Source organism: Gulosibacter massiliensis, from assembly GCF_900626105.1.
Lineage (GTDB): Bacteria > Actinomycetota > Actinomycetes > Actinomycetales > Microbacteriaceae > Gulosibacter > Gulosibacter sediminis.
Map to the genome: position 1 here is coordinate 188,831 of NZ_UYZX01000001.1, position 19,975 is coordinate 208,805.

Genomic DNA, 19,975 nt, shown 5'->3' on the forward strand with positions numbered 1-19,975 from the left:
AATACATGCCAAAGCGCACCGACATTAATAGCGTCCTTGTCATCGGTTCCGGCCCGATCGTCATCGGCATCGCGGCGGAGTTCGACTACTCCGGCACCCAGGCGTGCCGCGTGCTGCGCGAGGACGGCATCCGCGTCATCCTCGTGAACTCGAACCCGGCGACGATCATGACCGACCCGGACTTCGCCGACGCGACGTACATCGAGCCGATCACCCCCGAGGCGATCGAGAAGATCATCATCAAGGAGCGCCCCGACGCGATCCTTCCGACGCTCGGCGGCCAGACGGCCCTGAACGCGGCCATGGAGCTCGACGAGCTCGGCATCCTCGCGAAGCACGGCGTCGAGCTCATCGGTGCGAAGGTCGACGCGATCCGTCGCGGTGAAGACCGCCAGGTGTTCAAGGAGCTTGTCGTCGAGGCGGGCGCCGACGTCGCGCGTTCGCACATCGCGCACACCATCGACGAGGCGAAGGTGGCCGCGGCCGACCTCGGCTACCCGCTCGTGGTGCGCCCCTCGTTCACGATGGGTGGCCTCGGCTCGGGCTTCGCCCACACCGAGGAGGAGCTCGTGCGCATCGTCGGCGAGGGCCTGCTCGCATCGCCGACCACCGAGGTGCTGCTCGAGGAGTCGATCCTCGGGTGGAAGGAGTATGAGCTTGAGCTCATGCGCGACAACTTCGACAACACCGTCGTCATTTGCTCGATCGAGAACTTCGACCCGGTGGGTGTGCACACGGGCGACTCGATCACCGTCGCGCCCGCGCTGACGCTCACCGACGTCGAGTTCCAGAACCTCCGCGATATCGGCATCGACATCATCCGCCGCGTCGGCGTCGACACCGGTGGCTGCAACATCCAGTTCGCCATCGACCCGGCCACCGGTCGCATCATCGTCATCGAGATGAACCCGCGCGTCTCGCGCTCGTCGGCGCTCGCCTCGAAGGCGACCGGATTCCCGATCGCGAAGATCGCCGCGAAGCTCGCGATCGGCTACCGCCTCGACGAGATTCCGAACGACATCACCCGCGTCACGCCGGCGAGCTTCGAGCCCACGCTCGACTACGTCGTCGTCAAGGTGCCGCGCTTTAACTTCGAGAAGTTCCCGGCCGCCGACCCGCTGCTCACGACGACCATGAAGTCAGTCGGCGAGGCCATGGCGATCGGCCGCAACTTCACGACGGCGCTGCAAAAGGCGCTGCGCTCGCTCGAGAAGCGCGACTCGTCGTTCACCTGGGGCGACGATCCGCGCAGCATCGACGAGCTGCTCGAGAGCATCGCGATTCCGACTGACGGCCGCATCGTCGACGTGCAGATCGCCCTCGCGAAGGGCGCGACGCCTGAGCAGGTCTTCGAGGCGACGAAGATCGACCCCTGGTTCATCGACCAGATCGCGCTCATCAACGAGGTCGCCGACCACGTGCGGCAGGCCGAGGGCCTGGATGCGCCGACACTGCGGCTCGCGAAGCGTCACGGCTTTTCGGATGCCCAGCTTGCGCAGCTTCGCGGGCTCGGCGAGGGTGAGGTGCGCGCCATCCGCCGCAACGCCGGCGTCGTGCCTGTCTACAAGACGGTCGACACTTGCGCGGGTGAGTTCCCGGCCTTCACGCCGTACCACTACTCGAGCTACGACAGCGAGACCGAGGTGACCTCGAGCGACCGCAAGAAGATCATTATCTTGGGCTCGGGGCCGAACCGCATCGGGCAAGGCATCGAGTTCGACTACTCGTGCGTGCACGCGAGCTTCGCGCTCTCGGATGCCGGGTACGAGACCATCATGGTGAACTGCAACCCCGAAACGGTCTCGACCGACTACGACACCTCCGACCGCCTGTACTTCGAGCCGCTAACGCTCGAGGACGTGCTTGAGATCGTCGACGCAGAGCGGGCGAGCGGCGAGCTGCTCGGCGTGATAGTGCAGCTCGGCGGCCAGACGGCCCTTGGCCTCGCGAAGGGCCTTGAGGCCGCGGGCGTGCCGATCCTTGGCACCGACCCCGCCGCGATCGACCTCGCGGAGGAGCGCGGGCTATTTTCTGAGATCCTCGACAACGCGGGGCTCGCGGCGCCCGCGAACGGCACCGCCGTCGACGCCGCCACCGCCCACGAGGTCGCCGAGTCGATCGGCTACCCCGTGTTGCTTCGCCCGAGCTTCGTACTCGGCGGTCGCGGCATGGAGATCATCTACGACTCGGCGCAGCTCAACGACTACTTCGTGCGCACCGCGAACCAGGTCATCATCTCGAAGTCGCACCCGCTGCTCGTCGACCGCTTCCTCGACGACGCCACCGAGATCGACGTCGACGCGATCTACGACGGCACCGAGCTCTACATCGGCGGCATCATGGAGCACATCGAAGAGGCCGGTATCCACTCGGGCGACTCGGCCTGCACGCTTCCCGCGATCACGCTCTCGAACCGCGTGCTCGAGGAGGTCCGCGACGCCACGCTGAAGATCGCCGAGGGCATCGGCGTCAAGGGCCTGCTCAACGTGCAGTTCGCGATTAGCGCCGGCCGACTGTACGTCATCGAGGCGAACCCGCGTGCATCGCGCACCGTGCCGTTCGTGTCGAAGGCGCTCGGTGTGCAGCTCGCGAAGGCGGCAAGCCGGGTCATGGTCGGCGACTCGATCTCGCAGCTGCGCACCGAGGGCATGCTCGCGGCCGAGGGCGATGGCACCATCCAGCCGATGGATGCGCCGGTCGCGGTCAAGGAGGCCGTGCTGCCGTTCAAGCGCTTCCGCACCCGTGACGGCAGCATCGTCGACGCGCTGCTCTCGCCCGAGATGCGCTCGACGGGCGAGGTCATGGGCATCGACAACGACTTCCCCCGCGCCTTTGCGAAGAGCCAGATCGCGGCCTATGGCGGACTTCCCGAGTCGGGCAAGCTGTTTGTGTCGGTGAACGACCGCGACAAGCGGTCCATCGTCGCGCCGATCATGCGGCTTGTCGATCTCGGCTACGAGCTCTACGCCACCGAGGGCACCGCCCGGGTGTTGGCGCGCCACGGCGTCCATGCCGAACTCGTCGGCAAATTCACCGCCGACGAGCACTCGACGATGCCGACGGAGCGCCCGAACATCGTTGACATGATTCACGCTGGCGAGATCGATATGGTCATCAACACGCCCTCGGGGGGAGCCTCCCGGGGCGACGGCTACGAGATCCGGACCGCCGCAGTCTCGGCCGACCTCCCCATCTTCACCACGATGTCGGAGCTGCAAGCCGCGGTCGCGAGCTTCCAGGCGCTGCGTGATGGCTACGACGTGACCCCGCTGCAGGACTACAACGCACGTAGGAAGGCAATCTCATGAGCGACACCACCCAGCCGGCCGTACCGGCATCGACCGGCCCTTCGTTCGGTGAGCGCCTCGCCGACACGATGGACCGCTACGGTCGGCTCTGCGTCGGCATCGACCCGCACACGCACCTGCTGCAGAAGTGGGACCTGCCCGTGAGCGCGGTCGGCGCGCACGAGTTTGGCCTGCGCATCATCGAGAAGCTCGCGGGCCGGGTCGGCATCGTCAAACCGCAGGTAGCGTTCTACGAGCGCTTCGGCGCGAGCGGGTACCGCGTGCTCGAGGATGTCTTCGAGGCGGCACGCCAGGCCGGGCTGATCGTGATCGCCGATGTGAAGCGCGGCGATGTGGGTACGACCCTCGAGGCTTACTCGGAGGCGTGGCTGACCCCTGGCATGCCCCTCGAGGCCGACGCCATGACGATCAACCCGTACCAGGGCTTCGACACTTTCCGGAAGCCGCTCGAGATGACCGAGCAGTACGGCAAAGGTGTGTTCGTGCTCGCCGCCACGTCGAACCCCGAGTCGGCGTCGGTGCAGACCGCTCGCCGCGTACGCGGCTCGCAGGAGGGCCGCTCGGTCGCCGGCGGCATCGCCGCGCGCGCGGCGCTCTGGAACCGCGAGCACTCGGTGGGGCGCGCGAAGGGCTCGGTCGGTGTCGTCCTTGGCGCCACCGTCGACATGCAGCTGCTCGATATCGATGTCGACGACCTGGCGACCGAACCCGACACCCCGATCCTCGCGCCGGGCTTCGGCGCGCAGGGTGCGGCGTTCGAGGACGTCACGAAGATTTTCGGGAAATCGGCCAAGAATGTCATAGTTACTTCATCGCGCTCGATGCTCGACGGCGGCCTCGCCGGCCTGGACGACGCGATCACCTCGAAACTCGACACCCTGAAGAACGCCTTCGCCGTATGACTTTGACCCCGCCTCCCGTTGACCGCTCCGCCGCCTCAAAAGCGGCGGTCGCCGCCCGGCGCGCCCGGGCCGAGGTGAAGAACCGCATCTCGTCGGGCGCCGCTCGACCCATCGACGTGCTCGACGCCGCGGGCGATCGGGAGCATCCGGCCTCGACGCTGCGCATCACGCAGTTCCTGCGGTCGATTCCGCACATCGGCGTCACGAAGACCGAACGCATCCTCGCTGAGCTGCAGATCGCACCCGTCAAGCGCCTCGGCGGTCTCGGTCGCAATCAGCGCGAGCGGCTGCGCGCCTGGCTCGGGGAATGGGAACACGCGAGCGGTGCGACGCCCCGGGTCGTCGTGCTCGCCGGGCCGACGGCGGTGGGCAAAGGCACGGTGTCGCGATACATTCGCGAGCACTACCCCGACGTGCACATCTCGGTCTCGGCGACGACCCGCAGCCCTCGTCCCGGTGAGGTCGAGGGGCGGGACTACTACTTCGTGGACGACGCCGAGTTTGACCGCATGGTCGAGTCGGGCGAGATGCTCGAATACGCGACCGTGCACAACTCGTATCGCTACGGCACGCCGGCCGCGCCGATCCGCCGCGAGCTCGCGGCCGCGCATCCGGTCTTGCTGGAAATTGACCTTCAGGGCGCGCGACAGGTGAAAGCTGCGATGCCAGAGGCTAGACTGGTGTTTTTGTTGCCCCCGTCATGGGATGAGTTGGTTCGCCGACTCATCGGACGCGGCACGGAAACGCCCGAGGAGCAGCAGCGCCGGCTCGAGACCGCGAAGGTGGAACTGGCCGCGCAGCACGAGTTTGACGCCCGAGTCGTCAACGAAACCGTTCCGAGGGCCGCCGGCGAAGTCGTCCGCCTCATGGGATTCGACGTTCCCCGAGACGACGCAAGCTGACGCACGAAGCCGACTGAATACAAGGAAGCACCATGATTGACAAGCCCAAGGGCATCATCGACCCGCCGCTCGACGACCTGCTCGAGCGCGTCGACAACAAGTACCAGCTCGTGATCTTCGCCTCGAAGCGCGCTCGTCAGATCAACGACTACTACACCGACCTGCAGGACGGTGCGATCTACGACAACGTCGGCCCGCTCGTCGACTCGGCCGTGGACGACAAGCCCCTGTCGATCGCCCTGCGCGAGATCAACCAGAACAAGCTCGTCATGCGCGAGCCCCAGGCAGCGCCCGAGATTGTTCTGCCCGGTGACGACGACATCATCGATTTCGGTGACGACGACGTCACCCCCGCCGAGTCCGAATAGCCTCAGGCGCACCGCGACGATGACGACAGCGAACGAGCACGCGGCCGCCAGCTGGCGCATCGTCGTTGGTGTTTCGGGTGGTATTGCCGCCTACAAGGCTGTCTCGGTCATTCGGCAGCTCGTGCTGCTCGGCCACCACGTCGAGGTGATCGCCACTCCGTCGGCCCTCGAGTTCGTCGGTGCGCCGACGTTCGAGGCGATTAGCCGCAACCCGCTGCGCCGCGACGTGTTCGAAAACGTCCATGCGGTGCAGCATGTCGCGGTCGGCCAGCATGCCGACGTCGTCGCGGTCGTGCCCGCGACGGCGAACACGCTTGCGCGGATGGCCGCCGGGCTCGCCGACGACCTGCTCACCAACACGATTCTCGCGACCGGTGCCCCGGTCGTGGTAGCGCCCGCGATGCACACCGAGATGTGGCAGCACCCCGCGACCCAGGCGAACGTCCACCGGCTCGACGAGCGCGGGGTCACCATCGTTGGCCCCGAGTCCGGGCGCCTCACCGGCACCGACGAGGGCCCTGGCCGGCTCGTCGATCCCGACGACATCGTCGCGGCGATCCTCGCCGCCGCTCGCACCGCCGAGCGCGAGCGGGCCGCGGCCGCGCAGGGTCGCGACCTGGCGGGCATCCGGATGCTCGTGACCGCCGGCGGCACCCGCGAGGCGATCGACCCAGTGCGGTATCTGGGCAACCGTTCCTCGGGCAAGCAGGGCGTCGCCCTCGCCGCCCGGGCGGCGGCGAGGGGTGCCGAGGTGACTCTCATCGCCGCGAACGTCGAGGTCGCCACCCCCGACGACGTACAGCTCGTGCGTGTCTCGAGCGCCGAGCAGCTCGCCGCGGCCGCGACCGAGCTCGCGCCGAAACAGGACGTCATCATCATGGCCGCGGCAGTCGCCGACTTCCGGCCCGATCGCGTCTCGAATGACAAGATCAAGAAGGAGTCGACGGGCGACACCCTGACGCTCACCTTCACGAAGAACCCCGACATTCTGCGCAACCTCGTCGAGGTGCGACCCGAAGGTCAGCTCATCGTTGGCTTCGCGGCCGAGACCGAGGCCGACGACGCGGCCCGGCTCGAACTCGCGCGCGCCAAGGTGAAGCGCAAGGGCAGCGATCTGCTCGTGCTCAACCGAGTCGGCTGGGATCACACCTTCGGCCGCGAGGAGACCGAGATTCAGGTGCTCAACCTCGCCGGCGACGTGCTCGCTGAGGACGTCGGCGACAAGCTGTCGGTGGCCAACACTATCCTTGACGTCGTCGTGGCCGAACGCGGCGACGACACCGCGAACTAGCGTTCGCACTTCACACAAGTCCTCCCACGCGGCGCCCGGCGCCGCGCACTCCTAGGGAAAGTGAGCCAATCATGTCAAATCTCCGACTCTTCACCTCCGAATCGGTCACCGAGGGGCACCCCGACAAGATCTGCGACCAGATCTCCGATCGCATCCTCGACAACCTCCTCGCCCAAGACCCCTCGGCGCGCGTCGCCGTCGAGACCCTGGTGACAACCGGCCAGGTGCACGTAGCGGGCGAGGTGCGCACCTCGGGCTACGCGGACATCGCGGGCATCGTGCGCAAGACCATCACCGAAATCGGCTTCACCTCGAGCGACTACGGCTTCGACGGCAACCTCTGCGGCGTCTCGGTGTCGATCGGCGAGCAGTCGCTCGAGATCTCGAGCGGCGTCGAGCAGTCGCTCGAGCATCGCGAGGGGTCAAGCGACGACGAGATCTCGAAGCTCGGCGCAGGCGACCAGGGCATCATGTTCGGCTACGCCAGCAACGAGACGCCCGACATGCTCCCGCTGCCGATTTGGCTTGCGCACCGCCTCGCCGAGCGCCTCACCGAGGTGCGCAAGAACGGCGTGCTCGGCCACCTTCGTCCCGACGGCAAGACGCAGGTGACCATCGGCTATGACGACGAACACCAGCCCCGCAGCGTCGAGACGATCGTCATTTCGACCCAGCACGACGCCGACGTCACCCTCGAGCAGCTCAAGAACGACGTCGTGCGCGAGGTCGTCACGCCCGTACTCGCCCGAGTGAGCGAACTCGATACGTCGGGCCTGCGCATCCTCATTAACCCGGCCGGCAACTTCGTGCTCGGTGGCCCCGCGGCCGACGCGGGCCTCACAGGTCGCAAGATCATCGTCGACACCTACGGCGGCATGGCCCGCCACGGTGGTGGCGCGTTCAGTGGCAAGGACCCATCGAAGGTCGACCGCTCTGCCGCGTACGCCATGCGCTGGGTCGCGAAGAACATCGTCGCGGCGGGCCTCGCCGACCGCGCCGAGCTCCAGGTCGCCTACGCCATCGGCACGGCCGAGCCGGTGGGCCTGTACTGCGAGACCTTCGGCACCGAAAAGGTCTCGAACGAGACGATCCTCGCGGCCGTGCGCCAGGTGTTCGACCTCCGCCCCGCCGCGATCATCCGTGACCTCGAGCTGCACCGCCCGATCTACTCGAAGACGGCCGCTTACGGTCACTTCGGTCGCGATTTGCCCGAGTTTACGTGGGAGCACACCGACCGAGCCGAGGCGCTGCGCGAGGCCGCCGGCCTCGAATGACCCACGCCGTCGCTCGAGTCGTACTCGAGTCGCCGCTGCCACAGCTCGACCGGGTCTTTGAGTATGAGATTCCGGTCGAGTTGCGTGGTCAACTCCGCGAGGGGATGCGCGTCAAGGTGCCGCTGCGCAGTGGCGGTCGCGTCGTGGGCGGCTACGTCGTCGAGTTGACCGACGACCCCGAGTACACGGGACGACTCGCGAAGGTCGAGCAGCTCGTATCGGGGGCGCGGGTGCTGCCGCCCGAGCTCGCCCGCCTTGCGCGGGCCGTGGCCGATCGCCAGGCCGGCACGATGTCCGACGTGCTGCGCCTCGCGATCCCGGCCCGCTCGGCGCGGCTCGAGGGTCGCTGGCTCGACGACGAAACGGGGGAGCGAGCCGGCCGCGCCGCCGCAGCCGCACCGGTGCTTAGCTCGCACACCTCGCTCGAAGCCAGCTACGGCCCCGAACTCCTTGACGCGCTGCGCGGCGACACGCCGGTGCGGTGGTCGCTGCGCGTCCCCGTCGGGGTCGCTGGCGCTACTCCGCGCGCGCTGCGCACGCTCGTCGAGATGGCCGCCGAACTTGTCGCGATGAGCCGTTCGGCCATCGTGCTCGTGCCGGACTACCGCGACCTCGATCTCGCGATCGCTGCGGCCGAGGAGGTGCTGCCGACGGCGTCGGTGCGCCGCTTCGACTCACGACTCAAGCCGATGCCGCGCTACGAACAATTTCTGCGGGCGCTTGAGCCGGTACCCCAGCTCGTGGTTGGCACCCGGGCGGCGGTCTACGCGCCCGCGCATCGGCTCGGCGGCATCCTCATGTGGGACGACGATGATGAATCGTTCCGCGAGCCGCACGCGCCGTACGCACACGCGCGCGAGGTGGCGCTCATGCGTGCGCAACAGCAGAACTGCGCCGTGATTCTTGCGGGCCATGCGCCCTCGCTCGAGGCGGCGCGGCTGCTCTCGACCGGCTGGCTGCACGAAGTCCGGCCGCTGCGGCCCCAGCGGCCGAAGGTCATCCCGGCTGCCGCGACGCTCGGTGACGAGTCGGCGCAGCGCGAGGCGCGCATCCCCTCGTCGGCCTGGCGCGCCGCGCGCGAGGGACTCGACCGTGGCCCGGTGCTCGTGCAAGTCGGGCGGGCCGGATATCGCCCGTATCTCGCGTGCGCGAGCTGCCGCACGCCGGCCTCGTGCTCATTCTGCGGCGGTCGGCTACAGCAGCACGGCCCTGGCGGCGTGCCCTCGTGCGCCGTCTGCGGTCGGCCACATGCCGATTGGACGTGCCGCGAGTGCGGCGAGGCGAAGCTGCGCTCCGGCGGCATCGGCCACCAGCGCACGGCCGAGGAGCTCGGCCGTGCGTTTCCTGGCGCGCGCATCGTGCTGGCCGATGGCGAGGAGCGCCTCGTCGCCGTCGACGCGACGCCGCAGCTCGTCGTGGCCACCCGCGGCGCCGAGCCGGTGCCCGAGGGTGGCTATCGGGCGGTGCTGCTGCTTGACGTCGAGGGCGCCCTCGCGCGCGAGTCGCTCGGCGCTACGGAGGCGGCGATGCGCGCCTGGTCGAACGCGGCGGCCCTCGTCGCCGACGACGGCGCCGTGATTCTCGCGGGGCAGCCGTCGCCTCCGCTCATCGCCCTGCGCGATTGGCAGCAGACCAAGTGGGCGAGTGCCGAGCTGGCCGAGCGGCGCGAACTCCACTTCCCGCCCGCTGTGCGGGTCGGGGTGATCACCGGTAACGAACTCGAGGTCGACACCGCGGTGCGGCGACTCACCGACCTCGACGCGGTCGAAGTGCAGGTGCTCGGTCCGGTGCCAGACCCCGAACAGCACGACCGGGCGCGGGCCGTGATTCGCTTCAGCTATCGCGACGGTGTCACGGTCGCGGCCGCGTTGAAGTCCGAGCTCATTGCCCAGGCATCGGCGAGTCGACGTCGCGCGGGCGGGCGGGGAACGCCGTCATCGACGCTGCGCGTTCAGCTCGACGCACCCGACGTGTTCTAGTCAGTAGCATCGTTTCAGGAGGATCCATGCGAATCGCATTTGCCGGAACACCGCAGGCCGCGGTGCCGACGCTCGAGGCGCTCGTCGCCGCCGGGCACGACGTCGTCGCGGTGCTGACGCGCGAGGATGCGCCCGTCGGCCGCAAGCGCGTGCTCACGCCGTCGCCGGTCGCCGCGCGGGCCGAGGAACTCGGGCTGCACGTGGTACGCGCGAACCGGGTGACCGACGAGGCCACCGCCGAGCTGCTGGACCGTGGCTTCGACCTCGGTGTGGTCGTGGCCTACGGCGGCATTCTGCGCAGCCCGCTGCTCGACACGCCCCGCCACGGGTGGATCAATCTGCACTTTTCGCAGCTGCCTCGCTGGCGCGGTGCCGCGCCCGTGCAGCGGGCGATCATGGCCGGCGACGCGGCGAGCGGTATCGCGGTGTTCCAGCTCGAGGCGGGCCTCGACACGGGGCCGACCTTCGTGAACCGATCGGTTGATATCGGCACGCACGAAACCGCCGGCGAGCTCCTCGAGCGGCTCGCCGAGCTCGGCGCGCCCGACGTCGTGACGACGGTCGCCGAGATCGAGGCAGGGACCGCCGAGGCGACGCCCCAGACCGGGCACGCGACCACCGCGGCCAAGCTCACGGTGCGCGACGGGCTTGTCGACTGGCACGGCAGCGCGGCCGAAATCGACGCGCTCGTGCGGGGCGTGACGCCCGAGCCGGGCGCCGCCAGCGAGCGCGACGGTCAGCGGTTCAAACTGCTGCGCGGCGCCGTGGCCGAGACCACGCACGCGGCCGGCTCGCCCGGCGACGTGAGCGAGCGCGAGGGCCGCATCTTGGTGGCGACCGGCGAGGGCAGCTACGAACTGCTCGAGGTGCAGCCCGCCGGCAAGAAGCCGATGTCGGCCGCCGATTGGTGGCGGGGCCAGCGCGGCGCCGCGGTGCGCCTCGGATGAGCCGCTCGCGGACCCCGCGCGAGGTCGCGCTTGACGTGCTCATCGCGGTGATCGAGGACGATGCCTACGCCAACCTGCTGCTGCCGAAGCGGCTCGAATCGGCCGATCTCCACGGCACCGATGCCGCGTTTGCGACCCAGCTGACGCACGGCACGCTGCGCGCGCTCGGCTTCTACGACTGGATCATCGCCGAGGTCTCGGGCCGGCCGCTACGCAAGATTGACGCCGTCGCGCTTGCCTCGCTCCGGCTCGGCGCACACCAGTTGCTTGACACCCGCGTCGCGGCCCACGCCGCCGTCAATGAGACCGTGAACATCGTGCGACGGCGGGCGGGCCGTGGGCCCGCGGGCTTCGTCAACGCGATTTTGCGGGGCATCGCGCGCCGAGACCGCGGCGAATGGCTCGCGCAAATCGAGACGAAGGTTTCGGATGCGCGGGAGCGGCTCGCGATCACGCACGCGCACCCGCGTTGGATCGTCGACGCGTTTGCGGCGGCGCTCAAACGGGAGGACCGCGCTGGGGAACTCGTCGCGCTGCTCGAGGCCGACAACGTGGCGCCGCACGTGCAACTGGCTGCCCTTCCCGGTCGAGCCGGCAGGGATGAGCTCGCGAGCGAGTCCGCACGACTCCGAGCGCAGCCCGCGGCACCGACCGCGCTCGAACTCGAGTCGGGTGACCCCGCCAAGCTCGAGGCCGTGCAAGCGCACCGGGCGCGAGTGCAGGACGCCGGCTCGCAGCTCGTCGCGCTCGCGCTGACCCGAGCCGAAGCGCTGCGGCCGGGGGAGCGACTCCTCGATCTTTGCGCCGGGCCCGGCGGTAAGTCGGCGCTCGTCGCGGCGGAGACCCTCGTCGCCGGCGCCGAGTTCACGGCGAACGAGGTGACACCCTCGCGCGCCGGTCTCGTGCGACAGGCGCTCGAGCCGCTCGGGGAATTCGAGGTGACCGAACTCGACGGTCGTGAATTTGCCGAGCGAGCCGGCCGCTTCGACCGCATCCTCGTCGACGCACCGTGCACGGGCCTCGGCGCTCTGCGGCGTCGGCCCGAGGCGCGCTGGCGCAAGTCCGAGCAGGATGTTCGCGAACTCGTGGTGCTGCAGCGCGAACTGCTCGACGCGGCGCTGCGGGCGACCGCGCCGGGAGGGCTCGTCGCGTACGTGACCTGCTCACCGCATCCGGCAGAGACGACGGAGGTGGTCGAACGCGCCGTCGCCGCTGGCGCCGCATCTCCCCTCGACACTCGAGCGATTTGCGGTGAGCTCGCGCCCGATCTCGACCTTGCCGAGATCCGCGTTGGCACCGGCACCGCGGTGCAACTGTGGCCACATCGCCACGGCACCGACGCGATGTTCCTCGCGCTGCTGCGCACCCCGAACGAAGAGGAGCCCCCTCGTGGCTGACGTCCGCATTAACCCGTCGATCCTCGCCGCCGACTTCGCGAACTTCGCTGGCGAGCTCGACCGCATCCGCACTGCCGATGCGGCCCACGTCGACATCATGGACAACCATTTCGTGCCGAACCTCACGTTCGGCCAACCGATGGTGGAGCGCCTGCAGCAGATCTCGCCGATTCCGCTCGACCTCCATCTCATGATCGAAGATCCAGACCGCTGGGCGCCGCAGTTTGCCGAGCTCGGCGTCTTCTCGGTGACATTCCACCTCGAGGCCGCGACCGCGCCCGTGACCCTTGCCCGCGCGATCCGCGATCGCGGCGCACGGGTGGGGGTGGCGCTGCGACCCGGCACACCGCTCGCTCAGATCGAGGAGCTGCTCGAGCACTTCGACCAGCTGCTGATCATGACGGTGGAGCCGGGCTTCGGCGGGCAGTCGTTCATGGCCGAGACGATGCCGAAGCTTCGGCAGGCGCGCGAGTGGGCCCGCGCGCACGACGCCGAACTCTGGTTGCAGGTCGACGGCGGCATCTCGGCCGACACCATCGAGATTGCCGCCGCGGCCGGAGCAGACACGTTCGTGGCGGGCTCGGCAGTATTCCGAGGCGAGCCGGCGGACGAAATCGCCCGCCTGCGCGAGCTCGCGAGCGCGCACGTGCACGCTGCTGACACCGCAACCCACTAGGGTGGAGCCGTGAAGAGCTTTGAAGATCTGTTTGCCGAATTGAGCGAAAAAGCCGCCACGCGCCCCGAGGGTTCGGGTACGGTCGCGGAGCTGGATCGCGGGGTCCATTTCATCGGCAAGAAGCTCGTCGAAGAGGCTGCCGAGACGTGGATGGCAGCCGAATACGAATCCGACGCCGAGTGCCAGGCAGAGATGTCCCAGCTCATCTACCACCTGCAGGTGATGATGCTCGCCAAGGGTTACTCGCTCGAAGACATTTACCAGCACCTCTAGGAGACCCCCACACATGCTTCGCATTGCTGTGCCCAACAAGGGCATGCTCGCGGCGACCGCCAACGAGATGCTCATCGAGGCGGGCTACCGTGGCCGCCGCGGCGACCGCGAACTTGTCGCGTTCGACCCCGTCAACGAGGTCGAGTTCTTCTATATTCGCCCGCGCGACATCGCGACCTATGTCGGCGAGGGCGTGCTCGACGCCGGCATCACCGGCCGCGACCTGCTGCTCGACTCCGAATCGAAGGCGAGCGAAATTCGCGCGCTTGACTTTGGTGGCTCGACCTTCCGCTTTGCCGCGAAGCCCGGCGAGTTCTCGGAGCTCGCCGACCTCAACGGCAAACGGGTCGCCACCAGCTTCGTCGGCCTGCTCGGCGCCTACTTCGCTAAGCACGGAGTTGACGCCGAACTCGTGAAGCTCGACGGCGCCGTCGAATCGTCGATTCAGCTCGGCGTCGCCGACGCGGTCGCCGACGTCGTCTCGACCGGCACGACGCTGCGCCAGGCCGGGCTCGAGATCTTCGGCCCCGTCATTCTTGAGTCGACCGCAGTGCTCATCTCGACGCCAGCCAAGGTCGAGCACACGCGCACGCTGATCAAGCGCCTCGAAGGTGTGCTCGTCGCGCGACGCTACTCGATCATGGACTACGACATCCCCGCCGAGAAGCTACAGGCCGCCATGGCGATCACGCCGGGCTTCCAGTCGCCGACCGTCTCGCCGCTGCACGACGAGACGTGGTTTGCCGTGCGCTCGCTCGTGCCGAACCGCGAGCTCAACCAGGTGATGGACCAGCTCTCCGACGTCGGCGCCCGCGCGATCCTCGTGACCGCGCTCCAGGCCGCACGGATGTAACCATGACGAGCTCCACCACCGACTCGCTCGCGGTTCGGGTCATCCCGTGCCTCGATGTGGCCGACGGCCGCGTCGTCAAGGGCGTCAATTTCCTCAACCTCCGCGACGCCGGCGACCCCGTCGAACTCGCGATCGCGTACGCGCAACAGGGCGCCGACGAGATTACCTTCCTCGACGTCACCGCGACGAACGAGAACCGGGCTACCACGTTTGACCTCGTCACCCGCACGGCCGAGAACATCTTTATTCCCCTCACCGTTGGCGGCGGGGTGCGCAGCGTCGAGAATGTCACGCAGCTGCTCGCGTCGGGCGCCGACAAGGTCGGCGTGAACTCGGCGGCGATCGCGCGGCCGAGCCTGATCGACGAGATCGCGGCGAAGTTCGGGGCGCAGGTGCTCGTGCTCTCGCTCGATATTCGCCGCAGCGACTCGACCGAGTCGGGGTTCGTCGTTACGACCCACGGAGGCCGCACCGACACCGGCATCGACGCGCTCGGTTGGGCGCGCGAGGCCAGCGAGCGCGGCGCCGGCGAACTCCTCGTCAACTCGATGGACGCCGACGGCACGAAGGCGGGCTTCGATCTTGAGCTGATCGAGCGGATGCGCGAGCTCGCGACCGTGCCCGTCATCGCCTCGGGCGGTGCGGGCAGGGTCGACGACTTCGCGCCCGCGGTCGCTGCCGGCGCCGATGCGGTGCTCGCGGCAAGCGTCTTCCACTACGGCGAGATCACGATCCCCGAGGTCAAGCGGTCCCTGCGCGACTCGGGTGCGGTGGTGCGCGATGTCTGAGCAGCCCGACCTCACGACCGAGCAGATCGAACAGATCATCGCCCAGGTGCAGTTCGCTGAGAACGGCCTCGTCCCGGCGATCGCGCAGCAGTGGGACACCGGCGAGGTGCTCATGATGGCGTGGATGAGCGCCGAGTCGATCCGACGCACGCTCACCGAGCGTCTGGCCGTCTACTGGTCGCGCTCGCGCGACGAACTCTGGCGCAAGGGTGATACCTCGGGCCACACGCAGGTCGTGAAATCGTTCGCGGTCGACTGCGACGCCGACACCGTGCTGCTGCGCGTGCACCAGGAGGGCGCCGCGTGCCACCTTGGCACGCGCACCTGCTGGGACTCCGACCCGAACGCGGTGCATTTCTCGTGAGCCCCCGCCTGAGCAAACGATTGAGCCTCCTTGGCCCGGTCGTGTTCGCCGCGCTCGCGATGATCGCGTGGACGCAACCGTGGGCGCACCTCGTCCTCGACGTTGAGGGCACCTCGGCCGACATCACGGCCTCGGGCAGCGATGCCTCGCTGCCCGTCATGGCGCTCTCGCTCGCGGCACTCGCGGGCACCGCCGCGATGGCGATGGCGCAGCGCAGTTGGCGGCTCATCCTGGCGATCCTGCTCGTCCTGCTCGGCGCGGGCATCGCGGTCACCGCGAGCCTCGCCTATGGCGATCCCGCCGCCGGCCTCCTCGCCCCGGTCGGTGAGGCGACCGCGATCGGCGGCGAAAACGCGATTCGTCAGGTCATCGCGACCGGAGAGGTGAGCGGCACCGCGTGGCCACTCATCGCCGCGATCGGCGGCGTCGGGGTGGCGCTCTCCGGCGCGTTCGCGGCGATCACCTCGCGCAGCTGGGCGAGCGGCGGCCGTCGATTCGATCGGGATGCGAGCAGCGAACAGGAGGCCGATGAGGCCGTCGGCGACACGCGCGTGAGCCAGTGGGACGCGCTCTCGGCGGGCGATGACCCGACCGACGAAGAATCGCCCACTCGCCAGGTAGACTGATCAGGTATCTGGCAGCGACACAAGGAGTCATGGGATGTCGAACGAGGACGTCGTTTTCTCGAAGTACCACGTCGAAGACGAAGGCAACTCGGTTGCGGGCTGGACGGGCTTCACGCTGATCTGCCTCGGGTTCTTGATCGGAACCGTCGGTCTCTTCCTCAACATCGACATCATTCTCTGGATCGGCGTTGCGCTGATCCCGATCGGTGCGCTTGCCTGGGTCATCATGCAGGCGGCTGGCCTCGGGCCCAAGGAACACCACTAAGCCATGATGCTCGACGACCTTCTTGCGGGGTCGCTCGAGGACGCCGCGCGCCGTCGCGCCGAAGTGCCAACTGCTGAGGTCGAGCGTCTTGCGCTCGCCCAGTCGCCCGCGCTCGACGCGGTTGCTGCGCTGTCTCCGCGCGACACCGTCAATATCATCGCCGAGGTGAAGCGCGCGAGCCCCTCGCGCGGCGCCCTGGCAGGCATCCCCGATCCGGCCGACCTCGCTCGTCGCTACGAGCGCGGGGGAGCCGCGGCCATCAGCGTGCTCACCGAGGAGCGCAAGTTTCTCGGCTCGCTCGACGACCTCCGCGCCGTGCGCGCGGCCGTCGACATCCCGGTGCTCCGCAAGGAGTTCATCGGTGAGGAGTACCAACTGCTCGAGGCCCGCGCGGCCGGGGCCGACCTCATCCTGCTCATCGTGGCGAGCCTCGACCAGGCGACCCTGACGCGACTCAAGTCGTTTGCCGAAGACCTCGGCATGACGGCACTCATTGAGGCGCACACCCGCGAGGAGTTCAACCGCGCGCTCGACGCGGGCGCCAAGGTGCTCGGCGTGAACGCGCGCGACCTCCAGACGTTCGAGATGCATCCCGAGCTCTTCGGCGAGCTTGCCCCGAGCTATCCCGAGGGCGTCATCAAGGTTGCCGAGTCGGCGGTGCTGCGCCCGGAACACGTGCGCGCCTACCGCGACGCTGGCGCCGACGCCGTGCTCATCGGCGAAGCGCTCGTGACGGGCGACGATCCAGAAACCACCATCAAGGAATACCTACAGGCATAACGTGACTCAGTACCGGAACGCGCAGGGACCATACTTCGGCGAGTTCGGTGGACGCTTCGTCCCCGAAAGCCTCATCGCCGCGCTCGACGAGCTCGACCGCGAGTGGACGGCCGGCAAGAATGACCCGGAGTTCTGGGGCGAGTTCCAGCGCCTCCTGCGTGACTATGCTGGGCGGCCCTCGCTGCTCACCGAGGCGCCGACCTTCGCGAAGTCGGCGGGCGGGGCGCGCATCCTGCTCAAGCGCGAGGACCTCAACCACACCGGCTCGCACAAGATCAACAACGTGCTCGGCCAGGCGCTGCTGACCAAGCGCCTCGGCAAGACGCGCATTATCGCCGAGACCGGCGCGGGCCAGCACGGCGTCGCGACCGCGACCGCGGCCGCGCTATTCGGCCTCGACTGCACCATCTACATGGGCAAGGTCGACACCGAGCGCCAGGCCCTCAACGTCGCACGCATGCGCCTGCTCGGCGCCGAGGTGATTGCCGTGGCCTCGGGCTCGCAGACGCTGAAGGACGCCATCAACGAGGCGTTCCGCGACTGGGTCGCAAACGTCGAGACGACGAACTACATTTTCGGCACCGCGGCCGGGCCCCACCCATTCCCGGCCCTCGTGCGCGACACGCAGCAGGTCATCAGCGTCGAGGCACGTCAGCAGTGCCTCGACCTCACCGGCGCACTGCCGGATGCCGTGGTTGCCTGCGTCGGCGGCGGCTCGAACGCGATCGGCATGTTCGAGGCCTTCCTCGACGACGAGACCGTCTCGCTGCACGGTATCGAGGCGGCGGGGGAAGGCGAGGACACCCCGCGCACCGCGGCGACGATTGGCACCGGCCGCACCGGTGTGCTGCACGGCGCCAAGACGCTGCTCATGCAGGACGAGGACGGACAGACGATCGAATCGCACTCGATTTCCGCCGGCCTCGACTACCCGGGCGTCGGTCCCGCGCACTCGTGGCTCGCCAGAGCGGGCCGCGTGAGCTACTCGGGCGCGACCGACACCGAGGCGATGGAGGCCATGCGCCTGCTCTCGCGCACCGAGGGCATCATTCCGGCGATCGAGTCGGCGCACGCGCTCGCCGGCGCGATCAAGATCGGGCAGCAGCTTGGCCCGTCGGCAACGATCATCGTGTCGCTCTCGGGCCGCGGCGATAAAGACATGGAGACGGCAATGAACTACTTCGAGCTCAGCGACGCGAGCCGCGTGATCGGGGGCGACAAGTGAGCACGTCGCAGGTCGAACGCGCGATTGACGCGGCCCGCGCGGAACGCCGCGGTGCCTTCATCGGCTACCTCCCGGCAGGATTCCCCGACCTTGACGCCTCCGTCGACGCGGCCATCGCCCTGTCGCGCGCTGGCGCCGACGTGATCGAGTTCGGCGTTCCCTACTCCGACCCGGTGATGGACGGCCCCGTGATCCAGGCTGCCTGCCAGCAGGCGCTTGCCTCGGGCTTCCGGGTGAGCGATCTGTTCCGGGCCATCGAGCGAGTGCGCGCTGAGGTCGACACGCCCATCCTGGTGATGAGCTACATCAACCTCATGCTGCAGCACGGCATTGAGGCGTTCGCGGCCGACCTCGCCTCGGCGGGCGGCGCGGGCGCGATTACGCCCGACCTGATCCCCGACGAGGCCGACGAGTGGCTCGCGGCGGCCACCACGCACGACCTCGACCGCGTGTTCCTCGCGGCACCGGCGTCAAGCGACGAGCGCCTCGAGAGGATCATCGCCTCGTCGCGCGGCTTCGTCTACACCGTCTCAACGATGGGCATCACCGGTGCCCGCGCCGACGTCGACAATGCGGCGCGCGTGCTCGCCGACCGGCTCCACGCGGCCGGCTGCGAGCGGGCCTGCGTTGGCATCGGCATCTCGACCGGCGAGCAGGTTCGCGACGTGCTCGACTACGCCGAGGGCGCGATCGTCGGCTCGGCGCTCGTGCGCTCGCTCGGCGAGGGCTTCGACTCGCTCACCGACACCGCCCGCTCACTCGCACAGGGAACGGAGCGCTAGTGCCCGCGCTGACCTCGATTCCATCGCCGCCCGCCGAGTGGGCGGCCTTCTCGATCGGCCCCTTGACGCTGCACGTCTACGCCCTCGTCATCGTGCTCGGCATCGTCTTCGCCGTGTGGTGGACGAACCGGCGTCTGACCGCGCGCGGCGGCGAGCCGTGGATCATCATCGACATTGCGGTGCCCGCGGTGATCCTCGGCCTGCTCGGCGCGCGGCTCTACCACGTGGCGACGCACCCGGCCGACTACTTCTACGAGGGCGCCGACTGGTGGCGCGTGTTCGCCATCTGGGAGGGCGGCAACGCGATCATCGGCGGCCTCATCGGCGGCGCGATCGGCGCATACATCGTCTGCCGCATGCGCGGCATCCGCTTCCTCAGCTTCGCGGATGCGGTGGCCCCGGCGCTGCTCGCGGCGCAGGCCATCGGGCGCATCGGCAACTGGTTCAACCACGAGCTGTTCGGCTGGCCGACCGACCTGCCCTGGGGCCTCGAGATTCCGCAGCCGAACGCCGCGATCCCCGAGGGGCTGCCCGCCGGCACGCTGTTCCACCCGACTTTCCTCTACGAAATGCTCTGGAATCTCGTCGGCATCGGTGTGATCCTTGTGCTCGAGCGGATGTTTCGGATGCGCTGGGGCAAGACGGTCGCGATCTACTTCATCTGGTACGGCGTGGGTCGCATGATGATCGAGTCGATCCGCGTCGACTACTCCGAGGTCATCCTCGGCCTGCGTTCGAACGTGTTCGGCGCGCTCGTGCTCGCACTGATCGGCGTCGTGCTCTTCATCGTGCAGACGCGGCGATACCGCACCGACGAGAGGTCCATCTACGCCGATGACCATGTCTGGAGCGACGAGGCGGAAGCCGAGGCCGAGACGCCCGCGCGCGAGAAATCTCCCGCGGCGGTCACGGCCGGCGTCAACGAAGCTGTAACCACTACCGACAAGAATGGCTCCGACGAGTCGAAGTAATCGA

General features: G+C 68.6%; 20 protein-coding genes. All 20 read left to right on the forward strand.

Annotated features, from left to right (window positions below):
• Positions 1-5 precede the first annotated feature (5 nt).
• The 20 genes from carB (at position 6) to lgt (ending at position 19,971) form a co-directional block, all read left to right on the forward strand.
• Positions 6-3,308, forward strand: coding sequence for a carbamoyl-phosphate synthase large subunit (carB, locus tag EJL01_RS00905; RefSeq protein ID WP_125105850.1), 3,303 nt, complete (start codon positions 6-8; stop codon positions 3,306-3,308).
• Positions 3,305-4,210: an orotidine-5'-phosphate decarboxylase gene (gene pyrF, locus EJL01_RS00910; RefSeq protein WP_125105851.1), complete on the forward strand. Its 906-nt coding sequence runs from the start codon at positions 3,305-3,307 to the stop codon at positions 4,208-4,210. The genes carB and pyrF overlap by 4 nt, the downstream gene beginning before the upstream one ends.
• Positions 4,207-5,112, forward strand: coding sequence for a guanylate kinase (gene gmk / locus EJL01_RS00915; protein WP_125105852.1), 906 nt, complete (start codon positions 4,207-4,209; stop codon positions 5,110-5,112). The genes pyrF and gmk overlap by 4 nt, the downstream gene beginning before the upstream one ends.
• A 32-nt stretch (positions 5,113-5,144) precedes the next feature.
• A complete protein-coding gene (gene rpoZ / locus EJL01_RS00920) occupies positions 5,145-5,480 on the forward strand; it encodes a DNA-directed RNA polymerase subunit omega (RefSeq protein WP_125105853.1) in 336 nt (111 codons plus the stop codon).
• Positions 5,481-5,499: 19 nt separating this feature from the next.
• Positions 5,500-6,771, forward strand: coding sequence for a bifunctional phosphopantothenoylcysteine decarboxylase/phosphopantothenate--cysteine ligase CoaBC (gene coaBC / locus EJL01_RS00925; RefSeq protein ID WP_125105854.1), 1,272 nt, complete (start codon positions 5,500-5,502; stop codon positions 6,769-6,771).
• 71 nt (positions 6,772-6,842) lie between these two features.
• The gene (gene metK, locus EJL01_RS00930) at positions 6,843-8,045 is read left to right on the forward strand and encodes a methionine adenosyltransferase (RefSeq protein WP_125105855.1); all 1,203 of its coding nucleotides are present in this window, start codon (positions 6,843-6,845) and stop codon (positions 8,043-8,045) included.
• On the forward strand, positions 8,042-10,024 hold the full coding sequence (locus EJL01_RS00935) for a primosomal protein N' family DNA-binding protein (RefSeq protein WP_125105856.1): 1,983 nt from the start codon (positions 8,042-8,044) through the stop codon (positions 10,022-10,024). The genes metK and EJL01_RS00935 overlap by 4 nt, the downstream gene beginning before the upstream one ends.
• Before the next feature lie 26 nt (positions 10,025-10,050).
• Complete coding sequence (gene fmt, locus EJL01_RS00940) at positions 10,051-10,971, forward strand: methionyl-tRNA formyltransferase (RefSeq protein WP_125105857.1); 921 nt, start codon at positions 10,051-10,053, stop codon at positions 10,969-10,971.
• Entirely contained in the window at positions 10,968-12,368 is a 1,401-nt protein-coding gene (locus EJL01_RS00945; protein ID WP_125105858.1) for a transcription antitermination factor NusB, read from the forward strand. Before fmt ends, EJL01_RS00945 begins: the two co-directional genes overlap by 4 nt.
• On the forward strand, positions 12,361-13,044 hold the full coding sequence (gene rpe / locus EJL01_RS00950) for a ribulose-phosphate 3-epimerase (RefSeq protein WP_125105859.1): 684 nt from the start codon (positions 12,361-12,363) through the stop codon (positions 13,042-13,044). Before EJL01_RS00945 ends, rpe begins: the two co-directional genes overlap by 8 nt.
• 9 nt (positions 13,045-13,053) lie before the next feature.
• Positions 13,054-13,317 carry a phosphoribosyl-ATP diphosphatase gene (locus EJL01_RS00955; protein ID WP_125105860.1) on the forward strand — a complete coding sequence of 88 codons (264 nt, stop codon included), beginning with the start codon at positions 13,054-13,056 and terminating at the stop codon, positions 13,315-13,317.
• 13 nt (positions 13,318-13,330) lie between these two features.
• Positions 13,331-14,170 carry an ATP phosphoribosyltransferase gene (gene hisG, locus EJL01_RS00960; protein WP_125105861.1) on the forward strand — a complete coding sequence of 280 codons (840 nt, stop codon included), beginning with the start codon at positions 13,331-13,333 and terminating at the stop codon, positions 14,168-14,170.
• 2 nt (positions 14,171-14,172) lie between these two features.
• The gene (gene hisF / locus EJL01_RS00965) at positions 14,173-14,958 is read left to right on the forward strand and encodes an imidazole glycerol phosphate synthase subunit HisF (protein ID WP_125105862.1); all 786 of its coding nucleotides are present in this window, start codon (positions 14,173-14,175) and stop codon (positions 14,956-14,958) included.
• The gene (hisI, locus tag EJL01_RS00970) at positions 14,951-15,322 is read left to right on the forward strand and encodes a phosphoribosyl-AMP cyclohydrolase (RefSeq protein ID WP_125105863.1); all 372 of its coding nucleotides are present in this window, start codon (positions 14,951-14,953) and stop codon (positions 15,320-15,322) included. The genes hisF and hisI overlap by 8 nt, the downstream gene beginning before the upstream one ends.
• 20 nt (positions 15,323-15,342) lie before the next feature.
• On the forward strand, positions 15,343-15,948 hold the full coding sequence (locus tag EJL01_RS00975; protein ID WP_125105864.1) for a Trp biosynthesis-associated membrane protein: 606 nt from the start codon (positions 15,343-15,345) through the stop codon (positions 15,946-15,948).
• A gap of 34 nt (positions 15,949-15,982) precedes the next feature.
• Positions 15,983-16,213 (forward strand): HGxxPAAW family protein, encoded by a 231-nt coding sequence (locus tag EJL01_RS00980; protein WP_125105865.1) that lies wholly within the window; start codon positions 15,983-15,985, stop codon positions 16,211-16,213.
• Between the two features lie 6 nt (positions 16,214-16,219).
• Complete coding sequence (gene trpC, locus EJL01_RS00985; protein ID WP_125107340.1) at positions 16,220-16,993, forward strand: indole-3-glycerol phosphate synthase TrpC; 774 nt, start codon at positions 16,220-16,222, stop codon at positions 16,991-16,993.
• A 1-nt stretch (position 16,994) separates the two neighbouring features.
• Positions 16,995-18,218, forward strand: a complete 1,224-nt coding sequence (gene trpB / locus EJL01_RS00990; RefSeq protein ID WP_125105866.1) for a tryptophan synthase subunit beta — start codon at positions 16,995-16,997, stop codon at positions 18,216-18,218.
• Positions 18,215-19,000 carry a tryptophan synthase subunit alpha gene (trpA, locus tag EJL01_RS00995; RefSeq protein ID WP_125105867.1) on the forward strand — a complete coding sequence of 262 codons (786 nt, stop codon included), beginning with the start codon at positions 18,215-18,217 and terminating at the stop codon, positions 18,998-19,000. Before trpB ends, trpA begins: the two co-directional genes overlap by 4 nt.
• A complete protein-coding gene (gene lgt, locus EJL01_RS01000) occupies positions 19,000-19,971 on the forward strand; it encodes a prolipoprotein diacylglyceryl transferase (RefSeq protein ID WP_125105868.1) in 972 nt (323 codons plus the stop codon). The genes trpA and lgt overlap by 1 nt, the downstream gene beginning before the upstream one ends.
• The last annotated feature ends 4 nt before the right edge of the window (positions 19,972-19,975 follow it).